Raw genomic sequence first — 20,433 nt, 5'->3', positions numbered from 1 at the left:
GTCGTCAGACCAGGCGGCGCGCCCGCAGCACCTCGTCGACGTGGTGGTGCGCCTGACCGCTCGTCGGCACGGCCCGAGCGCGCCGCTGGTCGACCTCGATCGACCAGCCGTCGCCCAGGGCGTCGACGACGTCCTGGTGGTCGACATACAGGTCGGGGTCGTAGCCGCGGGACAGCGCCTCCTCGCGGTCGACGTCGGCGTGGTGCACCACGACCAGGGTTCCGCCCGGCGCAACGGCGGCGAGGAGCGCGCGCTCGGCGTCGTGCGCCGCGGTGCGCAGCAGCGCGGGGTACTGCGCGGACACGAGGTCGAACGAGCCCGCGTCCAGCCCGGCCTCCACGAGCCCCGCATGCACCCACGTGACCTCGGCCCCCGCGTCGCGCGCGTGCAGCGCGGCACGGTCCAGGGCCACGCGCGACACGTCGAGCGCGGTGACCGTCCAGCCGCGGCCCGCCAGCCAGACGGCGTCGGCGCCCTCGCCGCAGCCGACGTCGAGCGCGCGGCCCGGGGTCAGGCCGGCGACCTCCGCGACCAGCGTGCCGTTCGGCTCCCCGCTCCAGACCCGCTCCGCCGCGGAGTACCGCTCGTCCCAATCGACGCTCATGAGGCCCAGGTCGCGCGCGTGTACTGCGGCTGCCAGGCCGCGTCGTCGGGAACCCCCAGCTCGTGCGCCGCGCGCAGCGGCCAGAACGGGTCGCGCAGGCCCTCGCGGCCCAGCAGGATCGCGTCGGCCGACCCGTCGGCCAGCACCGCCTCGGCCTGGGCGGGGTCGGTGAGCAGCCCGACGGCGGCGACGGGGACACCGGACGTCGCGCGGACCTCCCGGGCGGCCGGCACCTGGTAGCCGGGGCCGACGGGGATCGTCGCGGGCGCGTTGCCGCCGGTCGAGACGTCGACCAGGTCGACGCCGTGCCCGCCCAGCTCCTTGGCCACCTGGGCGACCTGGTCGACCGTGAGCCCGCCGTCGACCCAGTCCGTCGCGGAGAGCCGCACGAACAGAGGCTTGTCGTCGGGCCACGCGGCGCGGACGGCGTCGGCGGTCTCGATCAGCAGCCGCGCGCGGTTCTCCAGCGGGCCGCCGTACTGGTCGTCGCGGTCGTTGGACAGGGGCGAGAGGAACTGGTGCAGCAGGTAGCCGTGGGCGGCGTGCAGCTCGACCACGTCGAACCCGGCGTCGTCGGCACGGCGTGCGGCGGCGGCGAACGCGGCGGGGATGCCGGCGATCTCGTCGAGGGTCAACGCGCGGGGCTCGGCGTAGCCGGGGAAGGCCGTCGCCGACGGGCCGACGGTGGCCCAGCCGCCCTGGTCGACCGGCACCGAGCCGCGCCCGCCGGAGAACGGGGAGAACGTCGAGGCCTTGCGGCCCGCGTGGGCCAGCTGGACCCCGATCTTGGTGCCGCGCTCGTGCACGAAGTCGGTGATGCGGCGCCACTCGGCCACGTGCAGGTCGTGCCACAGCCCGGTGTCCTCCGGGGAGATGCGGCCTTCGGGGACGACGGCGGTGGCCTCGGCGATGAGCAGGCCGAACCCGCCGGACGCCCGCGAGCCGAGGTGCACCAGGTGCCAGTCGTTGGGGCTGCCGTCGACGGCGGAGTACTGGCACATCGGGGCCAGCCAGGCGCGGTTGGCGAAGGTGGTACCCCGAAGGGTGAGCGGCGAGAAGAGAAGGGTCACGTCGGCTCGCAACCGCCGCGATGCCCTCCCGATTCCCGGGCCTTTGGGCCCGCGTCCCGCCGCGGAGGCCAGTGGACGATGGGGCGTGCTGACTATCCCGGAGACCGTCGACGCCCAGGCGGCTGCCGCCCGCCACAAGGTGGAGCTGACCGCCACGCCCGGCCTCTTTCTCGTGCGCACGATGCTGGCCGGCGCGTACATCGGCATCGGCGTCCTCATCATGGCCACGGCCGGCGGCCCGCTGGCGGTGGCCGGCTCGCCCTTCACACCGCTCGTGCAGGGCCTCGTGTTCGGCGTCGCGCTGACCATCGTGCTCGTCGCCGGCGCGGAGCTGGCGACCTCCGCGATGATGATCCTCACCCAGGGCGCCCTGCGCGGCGCCGTCGGCTGGGCTCGGGCAGGCGTGACGCTCCTCGCCTGCCTCGTCGGCAACCTGCTCGGCGCGATGCTCTTCGCCTTGCTGGTCCACGCCTCGGGCGTGCTCGCGCCCGGCACGCCCGGCGGCACCGTCCTGGCGGGGATGGTCGAGCACAAGGCCCATGAGACGTCCGGGCAGCTGCTCGTCCGGGGCATCCTCTGCAACCTGCTGGTGTGCCTGGCGATCTGGTGCGCGGCCCGGCTGCGCAGCGAGGGAGCCCGGATCGCCGTGGTCTTCGCGTGCGTGATGGTGTTCATCACCTCGGGCTTCGAGCACGTCGTCGCCAACATGACGACGTTCTCGCTCGGGCTGTACGGCGGGCTGCCGGGCGCGACGATCGCCGAGATGGCCAGGAACATCGCCTTCGTCGGCCTCGGCAACGTGATCGGTGGCGCGATCCTGGTGGGCGCCGCGTACGCGTACGGCAGCCACCCGCGGAAGTCGTCCGACGAGTCCGACGTGCCCGACTCGGGCGCGCTGCCCGGCGACCGGGAGCGCGTGGCAATACGGTGACGGGACAGCGACGCCGACCGGCGCCGCACCCGCGCCCGAGGAGCACGCATGAGCACCTCCGACCCGAACCGCCCCGGCGGTCCCGACGAGGCACCGGCTGCCGACGAGTCCGCCGACACGATCGAGCCGACCACCCCGGCCTCCGACGACTCACCCGCCCACCAGGTCGCCCCGGGCGTCGAGACGCTCGACCCGCCCACCGCGACCGAGGCCGACGCGGACGGCGAGCCCTCCCCGCCCACCTCCACCAAGGCCGACGCGCCGGTGGAGCCGGTCGAGCCCTCGCCCGCCACGGGCGCCGTGCCGCTCGCGACGACGGCCGAGCCGGCCCTCGACACCGGCCGCCACGCGGTCGTCCGCCCCGCACCGACACCGCCCGACGAGCCCGTGGCGGAACCGGTCGTCGCAGAGACACCCGCGTTGGCCCCCACGACGACCACGACGCCGACCGCACCGGTGGAGCCCGAGCCGGTCGTCCCCGTCGCCGCGCCCGCAACCTCTGCGCCGACCGAGCCCCCGGTCGCCCCGCCGACCACCGCCGAGGATGACCGGCTGTTCCCCGACCCGAACGCCCCGCGCTCCACGTCGGTCGGCTCGCACATCCTCGGCGTCCTGGTCGGCCTGATCCTGGGGCCCGTCGGTGTCGGCGTGCTCCTGCTCGGCCAGTCGCGCATCCTTGCGGCCCAGGTCGACGGCTGGGACGCGTCCACCGAGGTCCTCGGCATCGTGCTCGTCTCGCTCGGCCTGCTGCTGCTCGCGTGCGTGCTGCTCCTCGCGCTGTGGACGCCCGCGGTGCCGATCACGGCCGGGACGATCCTCACGCTCGCCGGGATCGTCTACCTGTACGCCCCGTCCGTCGCCCGTGAGCAGACGCTCAATGTCCTCACCTCCTCGGGCTGGCGGCTCACCGTCACGCAGGTGACCGTCGCCGGCACGTCCGGCACGGTGCTGGCCGTCGGCTTCCTGCTGCTGCTCGCCGGTCTGGTTGCGGCGTCGGCCCGCCGTCGCGGTGTCCGCTTCGGGGAGTTCCGGGAGCGCCACCGGGCCTGACGCTCCACGACGAGAAGGAACGGTGAGGTCGCCGGGGTCCGGCTAGAGTGCGGAACCGGGCCTGCGGGCTTCACCTGCACCGACGTCGCTGCACAGGAGGTGGTCCTTGTGACCGAACAAGGGACCGACACCACGCCCGCCGAGGGCGCCCAGCCCCACGAGCCCGGGCTCGAGAACCTGCTCACCGAGGACCGCCGGTTCCCGCCGAGCCCCGAGTTCGCCGCGCAGGCCAACGCCCAGCACGACCTGTACGCGTGGGCCAACGCCGACCGGCCCAGCTTCTGGGCGGACCAGGCGCGCGAGCTGCTCAGCTGGGAGAAGCCGTTCGAGGAGGTCCTCGACTGGTCGAAGGCGCCGTTCGTGCGCTGGTTCGCCGACGGGACGCTCAACGCGGCGTACAACGCGGTCGACCGGCACGTCGAGGCGGGCAACGGCGACCGCGTCGCCCTCCACTTCGAGGGCGAGGGCGGCGACACCCGGACCCTCACCTACGCGGACCTGCAGCGCGAGGTCTCGAAGGCCGCGAACGCGTTCAGCGCGCTCGGCGTCGGCACCGGCGACCGCGTCGCCATCTACCTGCCGCTGATCCCCGAGGCGGTCGTCACCATGCTGGCGTGCGCCCGCATCGGCGCCCCGCACTCCGTGGTCTTCGGCGGGTTCTCGGCCGAGGCGCTGAGCACCCGGATCAACGACGCCGAGGCCAAGCTCGTCGTCACCGCGGACGGCGGCTACCGCCGTGGCGCACCCAGCGCGCTCAAGCCCGCGGTCGACGAGGCGCTGACCAAGGGCACGCCGTCGGTCGAGCACGTCCTGGTCGTCAAACGCACGGGCCAGGACGTGGCCTGGAACGACGACGTCGACGTCTGGTGGTCCGACGTCGTCGACACGGCCAGCGACCAGCACGCGCCCGTCGCGGTCGAGGCCGAGCACCCGCTGTTCATCCTCTACACGTCGGGCACCACGGGGAAGCCGAAGGGCATCTTCCACACCACCGGCGGCTACCTCACGCAGGCGGCCTACACCCACCGCAACGTCTTCGACCTCAAGCCCGAGACCGACGTGTACTGGTGCACGGCCGACATCGGCTGGATCACCGGCCACACCTACGTCGTCTACGGCCCGCTCATCAACGGCGCCACCCAGGTGATCTACGAGGGCACGCCGGACACCCCGCACCGCGGGCGCTGGTGGGAGATCATCGAGAAGTACAAGGTCTCGATCCTGTACACCGCGCCCACCGCGATCCGTACATGCATGAAGTGGGGCGAGGAGATCCCGGGCAAGTTCGACCTGTCGAGCCTGCGCGTGCTCGGGTCGGTGGGCGAACCCATCAACCCCGAGGCGTGGATCTGGTACCGCCGCGTCATCGGCGGGGACACCGCACCGATCGTCGACACGTGGTGGCAGACCGAGACCGGCGCGATCATGATCAGCCCGCTGCCGGGCGTGACGGAGACCAAGCCGGGGTCGGCCCAGGTGCCCGTGCCGGGCATCGCGGCGGACGTCGTCGACGACGAGGCGCAGTCGGTGCCGAACGGCGCCGGCGGCTACCTGGTGCTCACCGAGCCCTGGCCGTCGATGCTGCGCGGCATCTGGGGGGACCCGGACCGCTACGTCGACACCTACTGGTCGCGCTTCAAGGGCCTCTACTTCGCGGGCGACGGCGCCAAGAAGGACGACGACGGCGACATCTGGCTGCTGGGCCGCGTCGACGACGTGATGAACGTGTCCGGTCACCGGCTCTCCACCACCGAGATCGAGTCCGCGCTGGTCAGCCACCCGTGGGTCGCGGAGGCCGCGGTCGTGGGCGCCGCCGACGAGACCACCGGCCAGGCGGTCGTCGCGTTCGTCATCCTGCGCGGCGACGCGGGCGGCGGCGACCAGGACGCCGACGCCGTGCAGACCGAGCTGCGCAACCACGTGGCCAAGGAGATCGGGCCGATCGCGAAGCCGCGGCAGATCCTGGTGGTCGCCGAGCTGCCCAAGACGCGCTCCGGCAAGATCATGCGCCGCCTGCTGCGCGACGTCGCCGAGAACCGTCAGGTCGGGGACGCCACCACGCTGGCGGACTCGTCGGTCATGGACCTGATCGCCCAGGGCTTGTCYGCCCCGGGCGCTAAGCAGGAGGACTGAGCCGGAGCGGGGCGCAGGCTCGGGCCGACATCAGGCAGGAGGACTGAGCTCCCGCCCGTCGGCCGAGGCTTCCGCGGCGGCGTTCGCCGGGCTCAGCGCGAGAGCGATGCACCCGGCGAGCGCCAACGCGATGCCGACGACGGCCGCGGGGACCCACCCGTCGCGGACCTTGTCCCCGAGCACGGCGATGCCGACGACGCCGGGGATGACGACCTCGAGCACGGAGACGATCGAGGCCGCGGTGCCGACGGAGCCGCGCTCGAGCGCCCGCAGGTAGGCCAGGGCGCCGGCGATCGCGCAGAGCACGATCGCGATGGCCACCGGCTGGAGCACGGTCGCGAGGAAGCCGTCGCGCTCGGTCGCGGCGCGCGCGGCGATCGCGGCGCCGGAGTACCCCAGCCCGCCCAGGATCCCCAGCAGGATGGGCGGGCCGGCCTTGTAGAACACGGCGGTGAGCACGACGAGGCCTGCCGACGCGGCGATCATGATCGCGACGAACCCGTCGGGCGGGGCGACCGCGGGCTGCTCGCCGCCGGACAGCGACACGAGCACGAGCGCACCGACGACCACGAGCACGGCGACCCGGTCGATCGGGCGCATCCGGGTGCCCAGCACGAACCGCGCGAGGATGACGACGACGACCAGCGACGACGCGATGATCGCCTGCACGACGAACAGGGGCAGGCTGTCGAGGGCTGCGAGCGACAGGACCCAGGCGAGCACGTCGACGGCGAACGCGGCGATGACCAGGGGCTGCTTGACCACCGCGAGCCCGGCCGCCCTGCGCGTGGCGACCGCCTGCATGATCGTGCTGACGCCGTAGGCGATCGAGGAGATCACCGCGGCGAGGATCGCGACAATCATGTGGCGGCCCCGATGTTCCCGAGGAAGCGCCCGATCACGGGGATCTCGGTGACACCCTCGGCGCCGGCCAGCACGAGGGCCTGCGTCGCGACGAACTCGACGGAGTCGAGCACCACGTAGCGCGGCACCCAGCCGGGGTCGAACTTCTCGTTGAACGTGCTGAGCGTGCCCATCTGGGTGCCCTGCGAGAGCCGCTGCAGGATGGGCTTGGCGAGGGCGTCGAATCGCGAGCCTGCCGCGGTGCCGTCACTGTCGCCCTCGAGCACCTCCCGCATCATCGCGAAGTTCAGACCGAGGCCGCGTTCGCCGCGGGCCGCCAGGTGGGCGATGGTCGCGACGATGGTCGAGTCGATGAGGCCGTTGGGCAGTCCCTCGACGTCGGTGCGGCGCCGCATCACGTCGAGCGACCAGCCGCCGATGTCGGTGGCCGGGACCCACTGGACGAACGCGTCGACCCGTCCGGTGGGGTCGCGCGTCACCGAGAGCATGAGGCCGGTGTCGTCGGGCTGGAACAGCCGCGAGAGCGTCATCGAGAACCCGCGCTCGGTGTCGCCCTGCCGGGACTCGTCGCTCATCGCCGCGATCTGCTCCCGCAGCGTCGGATCGATGGTGGCCGGGTCGTGGAAGCTCGTCACGTAGCCCGCCCGGTCGATCCGGTTGACGGCCTGGCGCAGCGACTTGTGCGAGCGCCCCGCAAGGCTGAATGTCGGGCAGTCGACGATGGCCTCGTCGCCGAGGTAGACCGTGCGCAGGCCGCTCGACTCGTACTCGGGCAGCCAGTCCGCCGCGGCGCCGACGACCGCGACCGACCAGCCGAAGTCGTCTGCGTAGTCGAGGAACTCCGCCCAGGCGAGCACCTTCTCCCCGGGCGGCCCGATCGGGTCCGGCGAGACCAGGCACACGCCGCCGCGCACCGAGTGCGCCACCACGGACGACCCGCTGAAGAACCAGTCCTTGTCGTCGCGGAGCGCGAAGTAGTCGAGCGTCCCGCCGCCGTGCTGCTGCACCACCAAGCGTGCGCGCTCCCTCTCGTCGCGGTGGTCCGCGGGGCTCAGCCGGTGCGGGCGGCGCGGGGAGAGCAGGGACCACAGCAGGACGACGACGAACACGACGGTCAGCAGGTACGTGATCGGTGCCAGGACGTGACCGAGGCGGTCGATCTGCGAGTCCGTCGGGTCGACCACGAGCACCCACACGGCCAGGCCGACGAACAGGACGAGGACGAAGACGACGGCCGCGACCACCCAGATGATCGCCCGGCGGACCTGGCGCCGCGTCGGCAGCACCGGGAACGCCTTGCCCTGCGCCGCGAGCCACACCGCCCCCGCGGCGACCGCGACGGCCGAGAGCACGTCGGGTCCCTTCGCGAGGTGGAGGAAGGTCGAGACGGCGAGCGTCGCGATGGTCGCGATCCAGGCGAGCCGGTGGCCGCGGCGCAGGCCGCGCGCCGTGAGCAGGAGGATCACCGACACGAGGACCAGGGTGGGGCGGGCGGTGTGCATCACGAGGCCCGGCACGAGGTCCCGCACGAAGCCCAACCGCTGCCAGAGCGGGTGCGCCGCGGCCGAGAGCACCCCGAGCACGGCGAGCGCGAGGACCACGCGCGACGCGAGCACCCGGACGTGGTTACGGCGTCGCTGCTCCTCGATGGCGGATCGGGCGGTGCGCGGGAGGGGCACGCTGCTGGCCGTCATGCGCCCAGTCTGCCCGGTTCGGTCCCGACCCCTGAACGCGTCCGTGGGCTGGGCGCGCTGACGGAGGAGTCCCGAGGTCAGCACCGCTGTGAAGCGTTTCGGGCCGTGGAGAGCGCCTGCCCGACCTGGTTGTGTGACGACGCACCCGCCCGTCGACCGGCCGGCGGAACGGCGGGTGGGTGCATCCACGCGTCGACCCGCCCGCTGCGCGGTCGCCACCCAGATGCCCACGGAACGAGGAAGTCCCATGAGGTCTCGCAAGTCCCTGCTGTCCGGCGCCGCCCTGGCAGCCGCCGTCGTCGCGCTCGGCGCGACGTCGCTGTTCTCCACGGCGGCCCACGCCGCCACCCCGCCCGGCCTGCACGTGTCGGGCACCCAGCTGGTCGAGAAGGACGGGACCCCGTTCGTCGCCCGCGGCGTCAGCCACGCGCACACCTGGTACACCTCGCAGACCGCCACCGCGATCCCCGCCATCCGGGCCGCCGGCGCCAACGCGCTGCGCGTCGTCCTGTCCGACGGCACGCGCTGGACCAAGAACGACGCCAGCGACGTCGCCAACATCATCAGCCTGTGCAAGGCCAACAAGCTGATCTGCATGCTCGAGGACCACGACACCACCGGCTACGGCGAGGAGGGCGCCGCGGCGAGCCTCGACACCGCCGCCAGCTACTGGATCTCGCTGGCCTCCGTGCTCAAGGGCCAGGAGGACTACGTCCAGATCAACATCGGCAACGAGCCCTTCGGCAACAACGACACCGCGAACACCAAGTGGGCAGGCGACACCGCCGCGGCGATCAAGAAGCTGCGCGCCGCCGGCCTGCACCACAACATCGTGGTCGACGCCCCGGCCTGGGGTCAGGACTGGAAGAACATCATGCGGGACAGCGCGGCCACCGTCGCCGCGGCCGACCCCGACGCCAACACCCTCTTCTCCATCCACATGTACGGCGTCTACACCACCGCCTCGTCGATCACCACGTACCTCGACGCGTTCAAGACCGCCGGCCTGCCGCTGATCATCGGCGAGTTCGGCTACCGGTCCAGCTCCGCCGACGTCGACGACGCCACCGTGATGGCCGAGGCCCTGAAGCGGAACATCGGCTACTACGGCTGGTCGTGGTCGGGCAACACCGACCCCGTGCTCGACATGGTGCTGAGCTTCAACCCCGCCAACCTGTCGCCGTGGGGCCAGAAGGTGCTCAACGGGGTCAACGGCATCAGGTCGACGGCTGTGACCGCCGCGATCTACGGCGGCGTGCAGCCGACGACACCCGCGCCGACCACCCCTGCGCCGACGACCCCGGCTCCCACGACCCCGGCGCCGACGACGCCCGCTCCCACCACCCCCGCGCCGGGCAAGGCCTGCACGGCGGCGCTCGTCGTGAGCAACGTGTGGCCCGGCGGCTACCAGGCGGCCGTGACCGTCAAGGCCGGCAGCGCCATGATCAGCGGCTGGACCACCTCGTTCGCCCTGCCCGCCGGCGGTTCCGTGCAGTCCGGCTGGTCCGGCACCTACGCCCAGTCCGGCTCCACCGTGACCGTGTCCAACGCCGCCTGGAACGGGCTGCTCGGCTCCGGGGCCAGCACCACGTACGGGTTCGTCGGCACCGGCACCGCACCCGGCGCCTCGACCGCGGTGACCTGCACCGCCGGCTGAGCCGTTCTGGGCACAGGGCCGGGCCGCCACGGCGACCCGGCCCTCAGCCTTCCCAGAGGCGGCGGAGGTTGCCGGCTGCCTTCCGACCGGCGCGGTTGGCGCCGACCGTGGACGCGCTCGGGCCGTAGCCGACCAGCTGGACCCGCGGATCGGCCACCACCTGGGTGCCGTCCATGACGATCCCCCCGCCGGCGGCGCGCAGGCCGAGCGGGGCCAGGTGGTCCAGGGAGGCTCGGAAGCCGGTGCACCACAGGAGCGTGCGCGCCTCGACGTGTGCCGGTCCGCCGACCCACCCGTCGCCCGGGTGGTCGGGGGCGTCCCACACGACGCCGTCAGGCGTGATCCGGTCGAACATCGGGCGCGCGCGCAGCACACCGGCGGTGATCCCGATGCGGTAGGCAGCGGTCAGCGGCAGACCGGTGACGCTCACGATGCTCTGCGGCGGCAGGCCGGCCCGGGTGCGCTCGTCGACCTGCGCCACGGCGTCGCGGCCCACCTCCGGGGTGAACACCTCGTCGCGCCACGCGGGCGGCCGGCGGGTGACCCAGGTCGTCGTCGTCACCCGAGCCAGCAGCAGGGTCAGCTGGACGGCCGAGGTGCCGCCCCCGATCACGACCACGTGCCCGTCCGCCAGGTCCTCCGGCAGCCGGAAGTCGTGCGAGTGCAGCTGCCGCCCGCGAAAGCCTCCGCGCCCGGGGTACGCGGGCCAGAACGGCTTCTGCCAGGTGCCGGACGCGTTGATCAGCCCGCCCGCGCGCCAGACGACGATCTCCTCGGGGCGCTCGACGCTGCGGGACCGCACCAGGAGCTTGTCGCCCTCCGACGTCACGGACTCCACGCGGACGGGCCGCTGGACGTGGAGGTCGAAGGCCTCCTCGTACTGCGCGAAGTAGTACGGCACGGCGAACGCGGCCGGCTCGTCGAGGTCGGGCACGAGCAGCGGCATGCCGGGCAGGTCGTGGACGCCGTGCGCGTCGGCCATGGTCAGCCCCGGCCACCGGTGCTGCCAGGCGCCGCCGGCCTGCGGCGCGTCATCGAGCACGACGAACGTCGCTCCCGCGCGCTCCCAGCCCGGCTCGCCCACCGCGACCAGACCCGCGCGGCGCAGGTGGTAGGCCGCGGACAGGCCCGCCTGGCCCGCACCGACGACGACGACCGTGACGTCGACCGGCGCCTGCTCCGCCGACGGTCGGCCCGCGCGTCGAGAGCGTCGGGTGTCGCCGCCAGCCTGAGGACGCAGGGGGTCCTCGCTCACGGCACGACCGCGGCGACGACGTTCCCGCGGGGGTCCGGGGTCCCGCCGATCGCTGTCGGGGAGCTCGGGATGGGGTCCATGGCCCGACCAACGTACCCGCTCAGCCAACGCCGACCTCCAGGCGTGGTGGGATGGCCCCATGGTCGACGACGTGTCCACGCAGGTCATCGTGAGTGCGACGGCCGGTCCGCTCACCGCGGCCGCCGCCGACGAGGTGCGGACCCTGGCCGAGCGGGCCTCCGCCGCCGACGGGGTCGCGCCGTTGTCCGAGCAGCCGCTGCTGTGGCTGACCGAGCCGGAGGCGCCGGTGATCCACCTGCGCGCACAGGGGCCGGACGGCCTGGTCGGGTACGCCCAGCTCGATGTCGGCTCGCAGTCCTCGGTCCGGGCCGAGCTCGTCGTCGACCCGGGGCACCGCCGGGCGGGCATCGGCCGCGCGCTCCTCGCCCGGGCGCAGGCGGAGGCCTCCTCGGTCCCGGGCCGCGAGCTGCGGGTCTGGGCGCACGGCGACCTGCGGCCCGCGCACGCGTTCGCCGACGCCGCCGGCATGGTGGTCGTCCGCGAGCTGTTGCAGATGCGCCTGGACCTCGCGGCCCGGCCCGGCCCGGAGCCGGTCCTGCCGCCCGAGGTCGCGGTGCGGGCGTTCGTCCCGGGTCGCGACGAGGACGCGTGGCGCCGCGTGAACTCCCGGGCGTTCGCGCACCACCCGGAGCAGGGCCGGATGACGTCCGCCGACCTGCGGGCCCGCGAGGCCGAGCCGTGGTTCGACCCGGAAGGCTTCCTCCTCGCCGAGCGCGACGGGATCCTGCTCGGCTCGGTGTGGACCAAGGTCCATGCGGCCGGCGAGCATGGCGACGAGCCCGTCGGAGAGATCTACGTCGTCGGCGTCGACCCTGACGCGCAGGGGCTCGGGCTGGGGCGCGCCCTGACCGCGCTCGGCCTCGACCACCTGGCGGCCCGCGGCCTCGCGACGGCGATCTTGTACACGGGCGCCGAGAACACGGTCGCGGTGCACACCTACGAGCGCGCGGGCTTCGTCCGGTCCGCGGTCGACGTGATGTTCGGTTCAGATACCAAGAGTTCACCTGTGGGTGTCACGATGGGCGCATGACGGACGCCACTGCCCTCGAGCCGTCCTTGGCGGCTCACATCGCCGAGCATGTGCAACCCGCTCCGCACTTCGAGGTCGAGGAGAGCGAGATCGACGCGGAGCCGCTGCCCGACGACCGGTTCCTGGACCGGGAGCTGTCGTGGCTGGCGTTCAACCAGCGGGTGCTCGAGCTGGCCGAGGACCGGGACATCCCCCTGCTCGAGCGGGTGCGGTTCCTCGCGATCTTCGCTTCCAACCTCGACGAGTTCTTCATGGTCCGGGTGGCCGGCCTCAAGCGCCGCATCGCCACCGGGATCGCCGTGACCGCCGCGTCGGGCCTGTCCCCGCGGCAGGTCCTCGAGGCGATCAGCGACGAGGCGCACCGGCTCATGGCCCGCCACGCGGCGGTGTTCGCGGAGCAGGTGCAGCCCGAGCTGGCGCACGAGGGGATCACGCTGGTCCGCTGGGACGAGCTGGGCGAGAGCGAGCAGGACCGCCTGCGCAAGTTCTTCCGCCGCCAGATCTTCCCGGTGCTGACCCCCCTCGCGGTGGACCCGGCCCACCCGTTCCCCTACATCTCCGGGCTCTCGCTGAACCTCGCCGTCGTGGTCACCAACCCGGCCACGGGCAAGGAGCACTTCGCGCGCGTGAAGGTGCCGCCGCTGCTGCCGCGGTTCATCGCGGTCGACGCCTCCGGCCGGCCCAGCGCGCCCGACATCCAGGCCGCGTCGCCCGAGAAGGGGCCGATGTCGTTCGTCCCCGTCGAGGACGTCATCTCGGAGCACCTCGAGCACCTGTTCCCGGGCATGATCGTCCAGGAGCACCACACGTTCCGCGTCACGCGCAACGAGGACGTGGAGGTCGAGGAGGACGACGCCGAGAACCTCCTCAAGGCCATGGAGAAAGAGCTGCTGCGGCGCCGCTTCGGCCCGCCGGTGCGCCTCGAGATCGCCGACAGCATCAGCCCGCGCATCCGGAGCCTGCTCATCCGCGAGCTCGACGTCGCCGAGGACGAGGTCTACCAGCTTCCCGCGCCGCTGGACGCCACCGGCCTCAACCTCATCGCCGACCTCGACCGCGCCTCGCTGCAGTTCCCGCGGTTCGTCGCGTCGACAGCCCGGCAGCTGGCCGAGGTGGAGAGCGCGACGCCGGCGGACATGTTCGCCAAGATCCGCGAGCGCGACATCCTGCTGCACCACCCGTACGACTCGTTCTCGACCTCGGTGCAGACGTTCCTGCAGCAGGCCGCGGCCGACCCGCAGGTGCTCGCCATCAAGCAGACGCTGTACCGCACCTCGGGCGACTCCCCCATCGTCGACGCCCTGATCGACGCCGCGGAGGCCGGCAAGCAGGTGCTGGCCCTCGTCGAGATCAAGGCGCGTTTCGACGAGCAGAACAACATCTCGTGGGCCCGCAAGCTCGAGCAGGCGGGGGTGCACGTCGTCTACGGGATCGTCGGGCTCAAGACGCACTGCAAGCTGTCGCTCGTGGTCCGTCAGGAGGCGGACGGGCTGCGTCGGTACTGCCACATCGGCACCGGCAACTACAACCCGAAGACCGCCCGGCTGTACACCGACCTCGGGCTGCTCACCAGCGACCTGGAGGTCGGGCAGGACCTCACGCGCCTGTTCAACCAGCTGTCCGGGTACGCGCCCAAGTCGCGGTTCCACCGCCTGCTCGTCGCGCCCCGCTCCGTGCGCGCGGGCCTCATCGAGCGCATCGACCGCGAGGCCGCGGCCGCGCGTGAGGGCAAGCCGGCGTGGATCAAGATCAAGGTCAACTCGATGGTCGACGAGGCGACGATCGACGCGCTCTACCGGGCGTCGCAGGCGGGCGTGTCGGTCGACCTGGTGGTCCGCGGCATCTGCGCGCTGCGTCCGGGGGTCCCCGGCCTGTCGGAGACCATCCGGGTGCGCTCGATCCTGGGCCGCTTCCTCGAGCACTCGCGCATCTTCGCGTTCGCCGCGTCCACGCTGCCGGACGACGCGACCTTCGAAGGCCCCGAGGTGTACATCGGCTCGGCCGACCTCATGCACCGCAACCTCGACCGCCGCGTCGAGGCCCTGGTGCGGATCGCCGACGCCGAGCAGGTCAGCGAGCTCGTCGAGCTGATGGACGAGTCGATGGACGACAGCACGGCGTCGTGGCACCTCGAGCAGGACGGCACCTGGGTCCGGCACCACCTCGGGCCCGACGGACCGCTGCCCGACCTGCAGGCCGTGCTGATCAACCGGCAGCGGCGCCGGCCGGGCAACTCCCGGTGAGCCCCACCCAGGCACCGGTCGTCGTCGAGGCGGCCGGGGCCCTCGTCTGGCGCGTCCGTCTGGGGCGCCTGCAGGTCGCGCTCGTCCACCGCCCCCGGTACGACGACTGGTCCTGGCCGAAGGGCAAGGTCGACCCGGGCGAGACGATCCTCGCGGCGGCCACGCGCGAGGTGGCCGAGGAGACGGGTCACGACGTGGTGCTCGGCGTCCCGCTGCCCGGCCTGGAGTACCCGCTGTCGGACGGGCGCCGCAAGCGGGTGCACTACTGGGCCGCCCAGGTGGCGGGCCGGCCGGACGCGGCCGCGCTGCGCGCCCGGCCGCCGGTGCCCCCCGCCTCGACCAAGGAGATCGACCAGCTGCGCTGGTTCGACGTCTCCGCCGCGTCCAAGCGGCTGACCCGCGACGACGACCAGGAGCCGCTGGCGGCACTGGTCGAGGCGTACGACAAGGGCCGGCTGGACACCCGCGCGCTCGTGGTCGCCCGGCACGGCACCGCCCGCCGGCGGGCGGACTGGAAGGGCACGGAGCTCGACCGGCCGCTCACCCCCGTGGGCCAGCGGCAGTCGCACCAGCTGGTCTCGATCCTGTCGACCTTCGGCGTCGGGCGCGTGGTGACCAGCGCGTGGGCGCGGTGCGTCAGCACGGTCGCACCGTACGCCGCGGCCGCCCAGGTCACCCCGGAGGTCTCGGCCATCCTGACCGAGGCCCAGCACAGCACGTCGCCCGCGCGGGTGGCCGCCGAGGTGCTCGCGCTGCTGGAGTCGCGGGGCGACGCGGTGCTGTGCACGCACCGCCCGGTGCTGCCGACCGTCGTCGACGTGCTGGCCCAGCACGCCACCCGGCAGGTCGCCGACGCGCTGCCGGCCGTCGACCCGTTCCTGCACCCGGCCCAGGTGCTGGTCGCGCACGTGGCGCAGACCCCGAAGGGACCCCGCGTCGTGGCGACGGAGACCCACCGGCCGTACGAGGACTGAGCGAGAACGACGCTCAGGTGAGGATCGGGTTGAGCACCCAGTAGACGCAGGCGGCGGTGATCGCCGCCGCCGGGATGGTCAGCACCCAGGCGTAGGCGATGTTCTTGGCCACGCCCCAGCGCACCGCGGACAGCCTCTTGGTGGCGCCGACGCCCATGATCGCGGACGTGATCGTGTGCGTGGTCGAGATCGGCGCGTGCAGCCAGTACGCGCTCGCGTAGAGCACGGACGCGGCGACCGACTCGGCGACGAAGCCACGGGCCGGGTCGAGCTCGATGATCTTGCGGCCGAGCGTGCGCATGATGCGCCACCCGCCGGAGTAGGTGCCGAGCGAGATCGCGAGCGCGGACGAGAGCTTGACCCACAGCGGGATGGTGTCGCCGCTGTGGAACCCGCCGGCGACGAGGGCCAGCACGATGACACCCATCGTCTTCTGCGCGTCCTGGAGGCCATGGCCGAGGGCCATCGCGGCCGCCGAGGCGGTCTGCGCGACGCGGAACCGCCGCATGGTGCGGGCGGGCGCGGAGTTCCGCACGAGCCACAGCACGCCCACCATCAGCAGGAACGCGAGCAGGAATCCCACGAACGGCGAGAGCACCATGGGGAGGACGACCTTGTCCAGGATCGCGTCCCAGTGCACCGTGACGCCCGCGGCGATGCCGACGCCGGTGAGGCCGCCGATGAGGGCGTGCGTCGACGACGAGGGCAGGCCGAGCCGCCAGGTGATGAGGTTCCAGACGATCGCGCCGATGAGCGCCGACAGCACGATGATCAGCGCCTCCTGCGAGGAGACGCCGTCGATGCTGATGATGTCCTCGGCGATGGTGGTCGCCACCTGCGTGCCCAGCAGGGCGCCGACGAGGTTGAAGACGGCCGCCATGATGAGCGCGGCGCGGGGCGTGAGGGCCCTGGTGGACACCGACGTGGCGATCGCGTTCGCGGCGTCGTGGAAGCCGTTGGTGTAGTCGAACCCGAGCGCGAACGCGACGACGACGATGACGAGCGCGAGTTCCACCGCGCTCAGGACTCCTTGAGCGCGATGGTCTCGACGGTGTTCGCGACCTTCTCGAACGCGTCGGCGGCGTCCTCGAGCTTTTCGACGATCTCCTTGACCTTCATCAGCTGGATGGCGTCGGTGACCTCGTCGAACAGCTGGGCCAGGAGCTTGCGGTGGATCTTGTCCGCCTGGTTCTCCAGGCGGTTGACCTCGACCCAGTACTCGGACAGCGAGTCCATCGAGCGCAGGCGGGGCATGGCCTCTGCCGTGAGCTCGGCGGCGCGCTGGAGCACCTGCACCTGGTCGGACACCCGGGCGGGCAGCTCGTCGACCTTGTACAGGACGATGAGGTCCGCGGCCTCCTCCATGAAGTCCATGCAGTCGTCGAGGCTCGAGGCGAGGTTGTAGATGTCGTCGCGGTCGAACGGGGTGACGAACGTCTGGTTCAGCCGCCGCATGATCGAGTGCGTCGCGTCGTCCGCCTCGTGCTCGGCGTCGGCGATCCGCTTCCCGATCTCCTTGCGGGTGGAGCGATCGGCCCCGAGCATCTGGCCCAGCAGGTCCGCGCCGGTGACGAGATGGACCGCCTGCGCGGCGAAGAGATCGAAGAACGTGGTGTCGCGCGGGGTGAGGCGCAGGCGCACGGCAGGCTCCGGAACAGGGGGTGGGAGGACGGGGATCAGGCTAGGTCACGCTCTGGGGTATTCCTAACGCACAGCGACGTGCGCATGGACACATGGTGACAGCCCGATGACGTCTTGGGGCCTGTTGCGATGAGCGACGCCGGACCGCGGAGCGCCTCTCGGCGCGTGGCCGCTCGAAGCGGCTTGAGATGGAGCCCGGGGCTACCGCGGCCCGACGTCGAGAGCGATCGTACGCCTGGCACACGGGACAGGAGGGGTATGCCGCCCCGACCTGCACACTCACTCGAGCCGGTCGGCCCGCCACAACGAGGCCGCGCGCTCGAGCTCCTCGGCCGTCCGGACCAGCGAGGCGGCGCCGCGCGTGAGGCGCACCGCTCCGCTCGGGTCGACGTCGTCCAGATGGTCGGCGTCGAACGCGGCGCCCGTGGCGAGGACCCGGCAGAACGCGGCGGCGCGCTCGAGGGCGACGTCGAGCTCACCGGTGTAGACGCCGGAGAGCACCGCGTCGGCGACCGCGCGCACGTCGGCGGGACCCGGGGTGTCCGCCACCCCGGCGACGACGTCGTGCACCGGCGCCGCCGCCACGCCGAGGCGGTACCGGTCGGCGATCGTCACGGGATCGCGGCGCACCCACTCGCGCAGCACGTACAGCCGCCACAGCGCACCGGGGAGCGTGTCGGCGGGGCTCTCGGACCAGAGGGCGGCGACGACGTCGAGGCCCTCGGTCTCCACCAGGGACACCAGTCGCGCGACGACCTCGGGGTCGGTGTTCGCGCGGCCGCGGTGCACCAGCGCCGCCGCGGTCGTGTGCGCGGCCTCGTTGCGCAGCGCGGGGTCGTACCCGCCGGGGAGCTCGTCGGCCGCCGCGGGGTCGAGCATCGCGGGACGCCGCGGACGTCTCGCGCTGCCGTCGCCACCGCCTGTGCCGTTCATCGGACGATGATCCCCCGGACACCGGCGTCGGGCCAGCACGCAGCGCCGCAGGCCGTGCGGGCCGCACGGGAATTCGTGCAGCCTCGCGTCCCGACGTGCGCACTCACCGGCCCGGGGCCAAGGTGGGGGTGATCTCCCGGGAGCGGCCCGGGGGCGAGGGAGGTCCGCTCATGTCCCACGCGTCAGGGTCGCCGCAGGGGGCGACCGGGGGTTCGGCGGTACCGCCGAACCCGTACAAGAACAAGGCGATCGGACTCGCGGTCGCCGCCGCGGTCGGCGGTTTCCTCTTCGGCTTCGACAGCTCGGTCATCAACRGCGCGGTCGACGCGATCGAGGGCGAGTTCGACATCGATCCTGCCGTCACCGGGCTCGTCGTCGCCATCGCCCTGCTGGGCTGCGCCTTCGGTGCGTGGCTGGGTGGCAAGCTCGCGGACCGCTGGGGCCGCACCCGGGTGATGTTCCTCGGGGCGGTCCTGTTCTTCGTCTCCTCGATCCTCTCCGGTCTCGCGACCGGTGTCTGGGACCTGGTGCTGTGGCGCATCATGGCCGGCATCGGCATCGGCATCGCGTCGGTCATCGCGCCGGCGTACATCGCCGAGATCGCCCCGGCCGCCATGCGCGGGCGGCTCGGGTCGCTCCAGCAGCTCGCGATCACGCTCGGTATCTTCGCGGCCCTGCTCTCCGACCAGCTCCTGCAGACGGCCGCGGGCGGCGCGTCGGAGGAGCTGTGGTTCGGCCTCGAGGCCTGGCGCTGGATGTTCATCGTCGCCGTGATCCCCGCGGCCGTGTACGGCATCCTCGCGCTCCGCATCCCGGAGTCGCCCCGCTACCTCATCGCCACCGGCAAGCGCGAGGAGGCCAAGAAGGTCCTGGCCACGACGCTCGCGGAGGGCGACGACGTCGAGGCGCACGTCGTGCAGATCGAGCACACCATCGCGACCGACAAGAAGCTCGAGTCTCAGGCCAGCCTCAAGGGCCCCCGGTTCGGGCTGCTGCCCGTCGTCTGGATCGGCATCCTGCTGTCGGTGTTCCAGCAGTTCGTCGGGATCAACGTGATCTTCTACTACTCGACGACGCTGTGGCAGGCCGTCGGGTTCGAGGAGAGCCAGTCGTTCATGATCTCCACCATCACGTCGATCACCAACGTGCTGGTGACGTTCATCGCCATCGCGCTGATCGACAAGGTGGGCCGCCGGCCGCTCCTGCTCACCGGCTCGTTCGGCATGGCGGTGACCCTCGGGGTCATGGCGCTCGCCTTCACGCAGTCGACGGGCACCGGCGACGAGCTCACCCTCGACGGCTCGTGGGGGGTCATCGCGCTGATCGCGGCCAACCTGTTCGTGGTGTTCTTCGGCGCCACGTGGGGTCCCCTCGTCTGGGTGCTCCTGGGCGAGATGTTCCCCAACCGCATCCGCGCGGCAGCGCTCGGCGTGGCGGCGGCGGCGCAGTGGATCGCGAACTTCGTCATCACCGTGTCGTTCCCCCCGCTGCTCGACACGTTCGGCGCGTCCATCCCGTACCTGCTGTACGCGATCTTCGCGACACTGTCCTTCTTCTTCACGCTCTGGAAGGTGCCCGAGACCAAGGGCATCGAGCTCGAAGACATGGAGGGCGTCAAGGTCGACCGCACGCGTCGAGGCTCCGCGACGAAGGCCTGACACCTCCCACCCACGGCCGGGCCCCTCCACGGGCCCGGCCGTCGTGGTGTCCGGAACAGCGCAGCGTCTCGGTTGCTTGCAGCAAACATTCGTCGTATGGTTGCGTCGAGCAACAAAGGGAGTGCCATGTCGTCCGTCCAGCCCGAGACACCGCCGCAGGCCCTGCTGCGGTCGGTCGAGGCCTTCAGCCGCGCGCTGCGCGAGTCGTCGCTGGGGGTGGCCCGAGAGATCGGCTGCTCCAAGGGGACGCTCGCGATCGTCCGGATCCTCGAACGCCGAGGCACCCTCCAGGTCGGCGACATCGCGCACGCCCTGCGCGTCGACATCTCGGTGGCCAGCCGTCAGGTGAGCCAGCTGGTCGACGACGGGCTGGTCGAGCGCGCCGTCGACGACGGCGACCGGCGCGTGCGCACCGTGCGCCTCTCCCCCGCGGGCCGGTCGCTGGCCGTCGAGATCCGCAGCGTCCTCGACCGCCGCGCCGACGAGATCTTCGCCGACTGGTCCAGCGCCGACGTCGAGGCCGCCACGGCGTCGCTCGACCGACTGACCACCACGATCTCGAGGCTCGCCACCGAGGACGTCCTCACCCCCGCCTGACCCCACCCGACCGGMCGA

The 20,433-nt window shown here is 72.6% G+C and carries 17 protein-coding genes; 9 read left to right on the top strand and 8 right to left on the bottom strand.

All coding sequences use genetic code 11. The features are described from left to right. Positions 1–4: 4 nt before the first annotated feature. Entirely contained in the window at positions 5–604 is a 600-nt protein-coding gene (locus ACXJKA_RS16575; RefSeq protein ID WP_456826315.1) for a class I SAM-dependent methyltransferase, read from the bottom strand. Continuing rightward, positions 601–1,674: an NADH:flavin oxidoreductase/NADH oxidase gene (locus tag ACXJKA_RS16570; RefSeq protein ID WP_456826314.1), complete on the bottom strand. Its 1,074-nt coding sequence runs from the start codon at positions 1,672–1,674 to the stop codon at positions 601–603. The genes ACXJKA_RS16575 and ACXJKA_RS16570 overlap by 4 nt, the downstream gene beginning before the upstream one ends. Positions 1,675–1,759: 85 nt before the next feature. On the opposite strand from ACXJKA_RS16570, the gene ACXJKA_RS16565 reads away from it, so the two are divergent. From ACXJKA_RS16565 to acs, 3 genes are all read left to right on the top strand, one after another. Then, the gene (locus tag ACXJKA_RS16565; RefSeq protein ID WP_456826313.1) at positions 1,760–2,605 is read left to right on the top strand and encodes a formate/nitrite transporter family protein; all 846 of its coding nucleotides are present in this window, start codon (positions 1,760–1,762) and stop codon (positions 2,603–2,605) included. Between the two features lie 48 nt (positions 2,606–2,653). Further along, the gene (locus ACXJKA_RS16560; protein ID WP_456826312.1) at positions 2,654–3,655 is read left to right on the top strand and encodes a hypothetical protein; all 1,002 of its coding nucleotides are present in this window, start codon (positions 2,654–2,656) and stop codon (positions 3,653–3,655) included. Between the two features lie 108 nt (positions 3,656–3,763). Continuing rightward, positions 3,764–5,788, top strand: coding sequence for an acetate--CoA ligase (gene acs, locus ACXJKA_RS16555; RefSeq protein ID WP_456826311.1), 2,025 nt, complete (start codon positions 3,764–3,766; stop codon positions 5,786–5,788). Positions 5,789–5,818: 30 nt separating this feature from the next. On the opposite strand, the gene ACXJKA_RS16550 is transcribed toward acs, so the two are convergent. Beyond that, positions 5,819–6,652: a hypothetical protein gene (locus ACXJKA_RS16550; RefSeq protein WP_456826310.1), complete on the bottom strand. Its 834-nt coding sequence runs from the start codon at positions 6,650–6,652 to the stop codon at positions 5,819–5,821. Beyond that, positions 6,649–8,346 (bottom strand): bifunctional lysylphosphatidylglycerol flippase/synthetase MprF, encoded by a 1,698-nt coding sequence (locus tag ACXJKA_RS16545; protein ID WP_456826309.1) that lies wholly within the window; start codon positions 8,344–8,346, stop codon positions 6,649–6,651. Before ACXJKA_RS16545 ends, ACXJKA_RS16550 begins: the two co-directional genes overlap by 4 nt. A 247-nt stretch (positions 8,347–8,593) precedes the next feature. On the opposite strand from ACXJKA_RS16545, the gene ACXJKA_RS16540 reads away from it, so the two are divergent. Further along, entirely contained in the window at positions 8,594–10,003 is a 1,410-nt protein-coding gene (locus tag ACXJKA_RS16540) for a cellulase family glycosylhydrolase (protein WP_456826308.1), read from the top strand. 43 nt (positions 10,004–10,046) lie between these two features. Here ACXJKA_RS16540 and ACXJKA_RS16535 read toward each other — a convergent pair whose 3' ends face one another. After that, the gene (locus tag ACXJKA_RS16535) at positions 10,047–11,258 is read right to left on the bottom strand and encodes an NAD(P)-binding domain-containing protein (RefSeq protein ID WP_456826307.1); all 1,212 of its coding nucleotides are present in this window, start codon (positions 11,256–11,258) and stop codon (positions 10,047–10,049) included. 139 nt (positions 11,259–11,397) lie between these two features. Here ACXJKA_RS16535 and mshD point away from each other — a divergent pair, with 139 nt between their 5' ends. The 3 genes from mshD to ACXJKA_RS16520 are packed head-to-tail and all read left to right on the top strand — an operon-like array spanning position 11,398 to position 15,586. After that, positions 11,398–12,369: a mycothiol synthase gene (gene mshD / locus ACXJKA_RS16530; protein WP_456826306.1), complete on the top strand. Its 972-nt coding sequence runs from the start codon at positions 11,398–11,400 to the stop codon at positions 12,367–12,369. Continuing rightward, on the top strand, positions 12,366–14,612 hold the full coding sequence (locus tag ACXJKA_RS16525; protein ID WP_456826305.1) for an RNA degradosome polyphosphate kinase: 2,247 nt from the start codon (positions 12,366–12,368) through the stop codon (positions 14,610–14,612). Before mshD ends, ACXJKA_RS16525 begins: the two co-directional genes overlap by 4 nt. Continuing rightward, positions 14,609–15,586, top strand: coding sequence for an NUDIX hydrolase (locus ACXJKA_RS16520; protein ID WP_456826304.1), 978 nt, complete (start codon positions 14,609–14,611; stop codon positions 15,584–15,586). Before ACXJKA_RS16525 ends, ACXJKA_RS16520 begins: the two co-directional genes overlap by 4 nt. A gap of 13 nt (positions 15,587–15,599) precedes the next feature. On the opposite strand, the gene ACXJKA_RS16515 is transcribed toward ACXJKA_RS16520, so the two are convergent. The 3 genes from ACXJKA_RS16515 to ACXJKA_RS16505 form a co-directional block, all read right to left on the bottom strand. Beyond that, positions 15,600–16,601, bottom strand: coding sequence for an anion permease (locus ACXJKA_RS16515; protein ID WP_456826303.1), 1,002 nt, complete (start codon positions 16,599–16,601; stop codon positions 15,600–15,602). A gap of 5 nt (positions 16,602–16,606) precedes the next feature. Next, on the bottom strand, positions 16,607–17,227 hold the full coding sequence (locus tag ACXJKA_RS16510) for a DUF47 domain-containing protein (protein WP_456826302.1): 621 nt from the start codon (positions 17,225–17,227) through the stop codon (positions 16,607–16,609). Between the two features lie 279 nt (positions 17,228–17,506). Continuing rightward, complete coding sequence (locus ACXJKA_RS16505; RefSeq protein ID WP_456826328.1) at positions 17,507–18,106, bottom strand: hypothetical protein; 600 nt, start codon at positions 18,104–18,106, stop codon at positions 17,507–17,509. A 224-nt stretch (positions 18,107–18,330) separates the two neighbouring features. Between ACXJKA_RS16505 and ACXJKA_RS16500 the strand changes: the two genes are divergently transcribed. Both ACXJKA_RS16500 and ACXJKA_RS16495 read left to right on the top strand, forming a co-directional pair. Then, positions 18,331–19,818 carry a sugar porter family MFS transporter gene (locus ACXJKA_RS16500; protein ID WP_456826301.1) on the top strand — a complete coding sequence of 496 codons (1,488 nt, stop codon included), beginning with the start codon at positions 18,331–18,333 and terminating at the stop codon, positions 19,816–19,818. Positions 19,819–19,944: 126 nt separating this feature from the next. After that, positions 19,945–20,415, top strand: coding sequence for a MarR family winged helix-turn-helix transcriptional regulator (locus tag ACXJKA_RS16495; protein WP_456826300.1), 471 nt, complete (start codon positions 19,945–19,947; stop codon positions 20,413–20,415). Positions 20,416–20,433 lie beyond the last annotated feature (18 nt).

Source organism: Cellulomonas sp. P5_E12 (assembly GCF_054049315.1).
Note: the sequence above shows the minus strand (reverse complement) of the source record. Positions and strands in the feature narration are given on the sequence as shown.

Excerpts from the sequence above, each read along its gene's own strand:
- ACXJKA_RS16575 (WP_456826315.1), bottom strand. The coding sequence starts at position 604 with ATGAGCGTCGATTGGGACGAGCGGTACTCCGCGGCGGAGCGGGTCTGG.
- ACXJKA_RS16560 (WP_456826312.1), top strand. The coding sequence starts at position 2,654 with ATGAGCACCTCCGACCCGAACCGCCCCGGCGGTCCCGACGAGGCACCG.
- ACXJKA_RS16550 (WP_456826310.1), bottom strand. The coding sequence starts at position 6,652 with ATGATTGTCGCGATCCTCGCCGCGGTGATCTCCTCGATCGCCTACGGC.
- ACXJKA_RS16545 (WP_456826309.1), bottom strand. The coding sequence starts at position 8,346 with ATGACGGCCAGCAGCGTGCCCCTCCCGCGCACCGCCCGATCCGCCATC.
- ACXJKA_RS16540 (WP_456826308.1), top strand. The coding sequence starts at position 8,594 with ATGAGGTCTCGCAAGTCCCTGCTGTCCGGCGCCGCCCTGGCAGCCGCC.
- mshD (WP_456826306.1), top strand. The coding sequence starts at position 11,398 with ATGGTCGACGACGTGTCCACGCAGGTCATCGTGAGTGCGACGGCCGGT.
- ACXJKA_RS16525 (WP_456826305.1), top strand. The coding sequence starts at position 12,366 with ATGACGGACGCCACTGCCCTCGAGCCGTCCTTGGCGGCTCACATCGCC.
- ACXJKA_RS16505 (WP_456826328.1), bottom strand. The coding sequence starts at position 18,106 with ATGCTCGACCCCGCGGCGGCCGACGAGCTCCCCGGCGGGTACGACCCC.
- ACXJKA_RS16495 (WP_456826300.1), top strand. The coding sequence starts at position 19,945 with ATGTCGTCCGTCCAGCCCGAGACACCGCCGCAGGCCCTGCTGCGGTCG.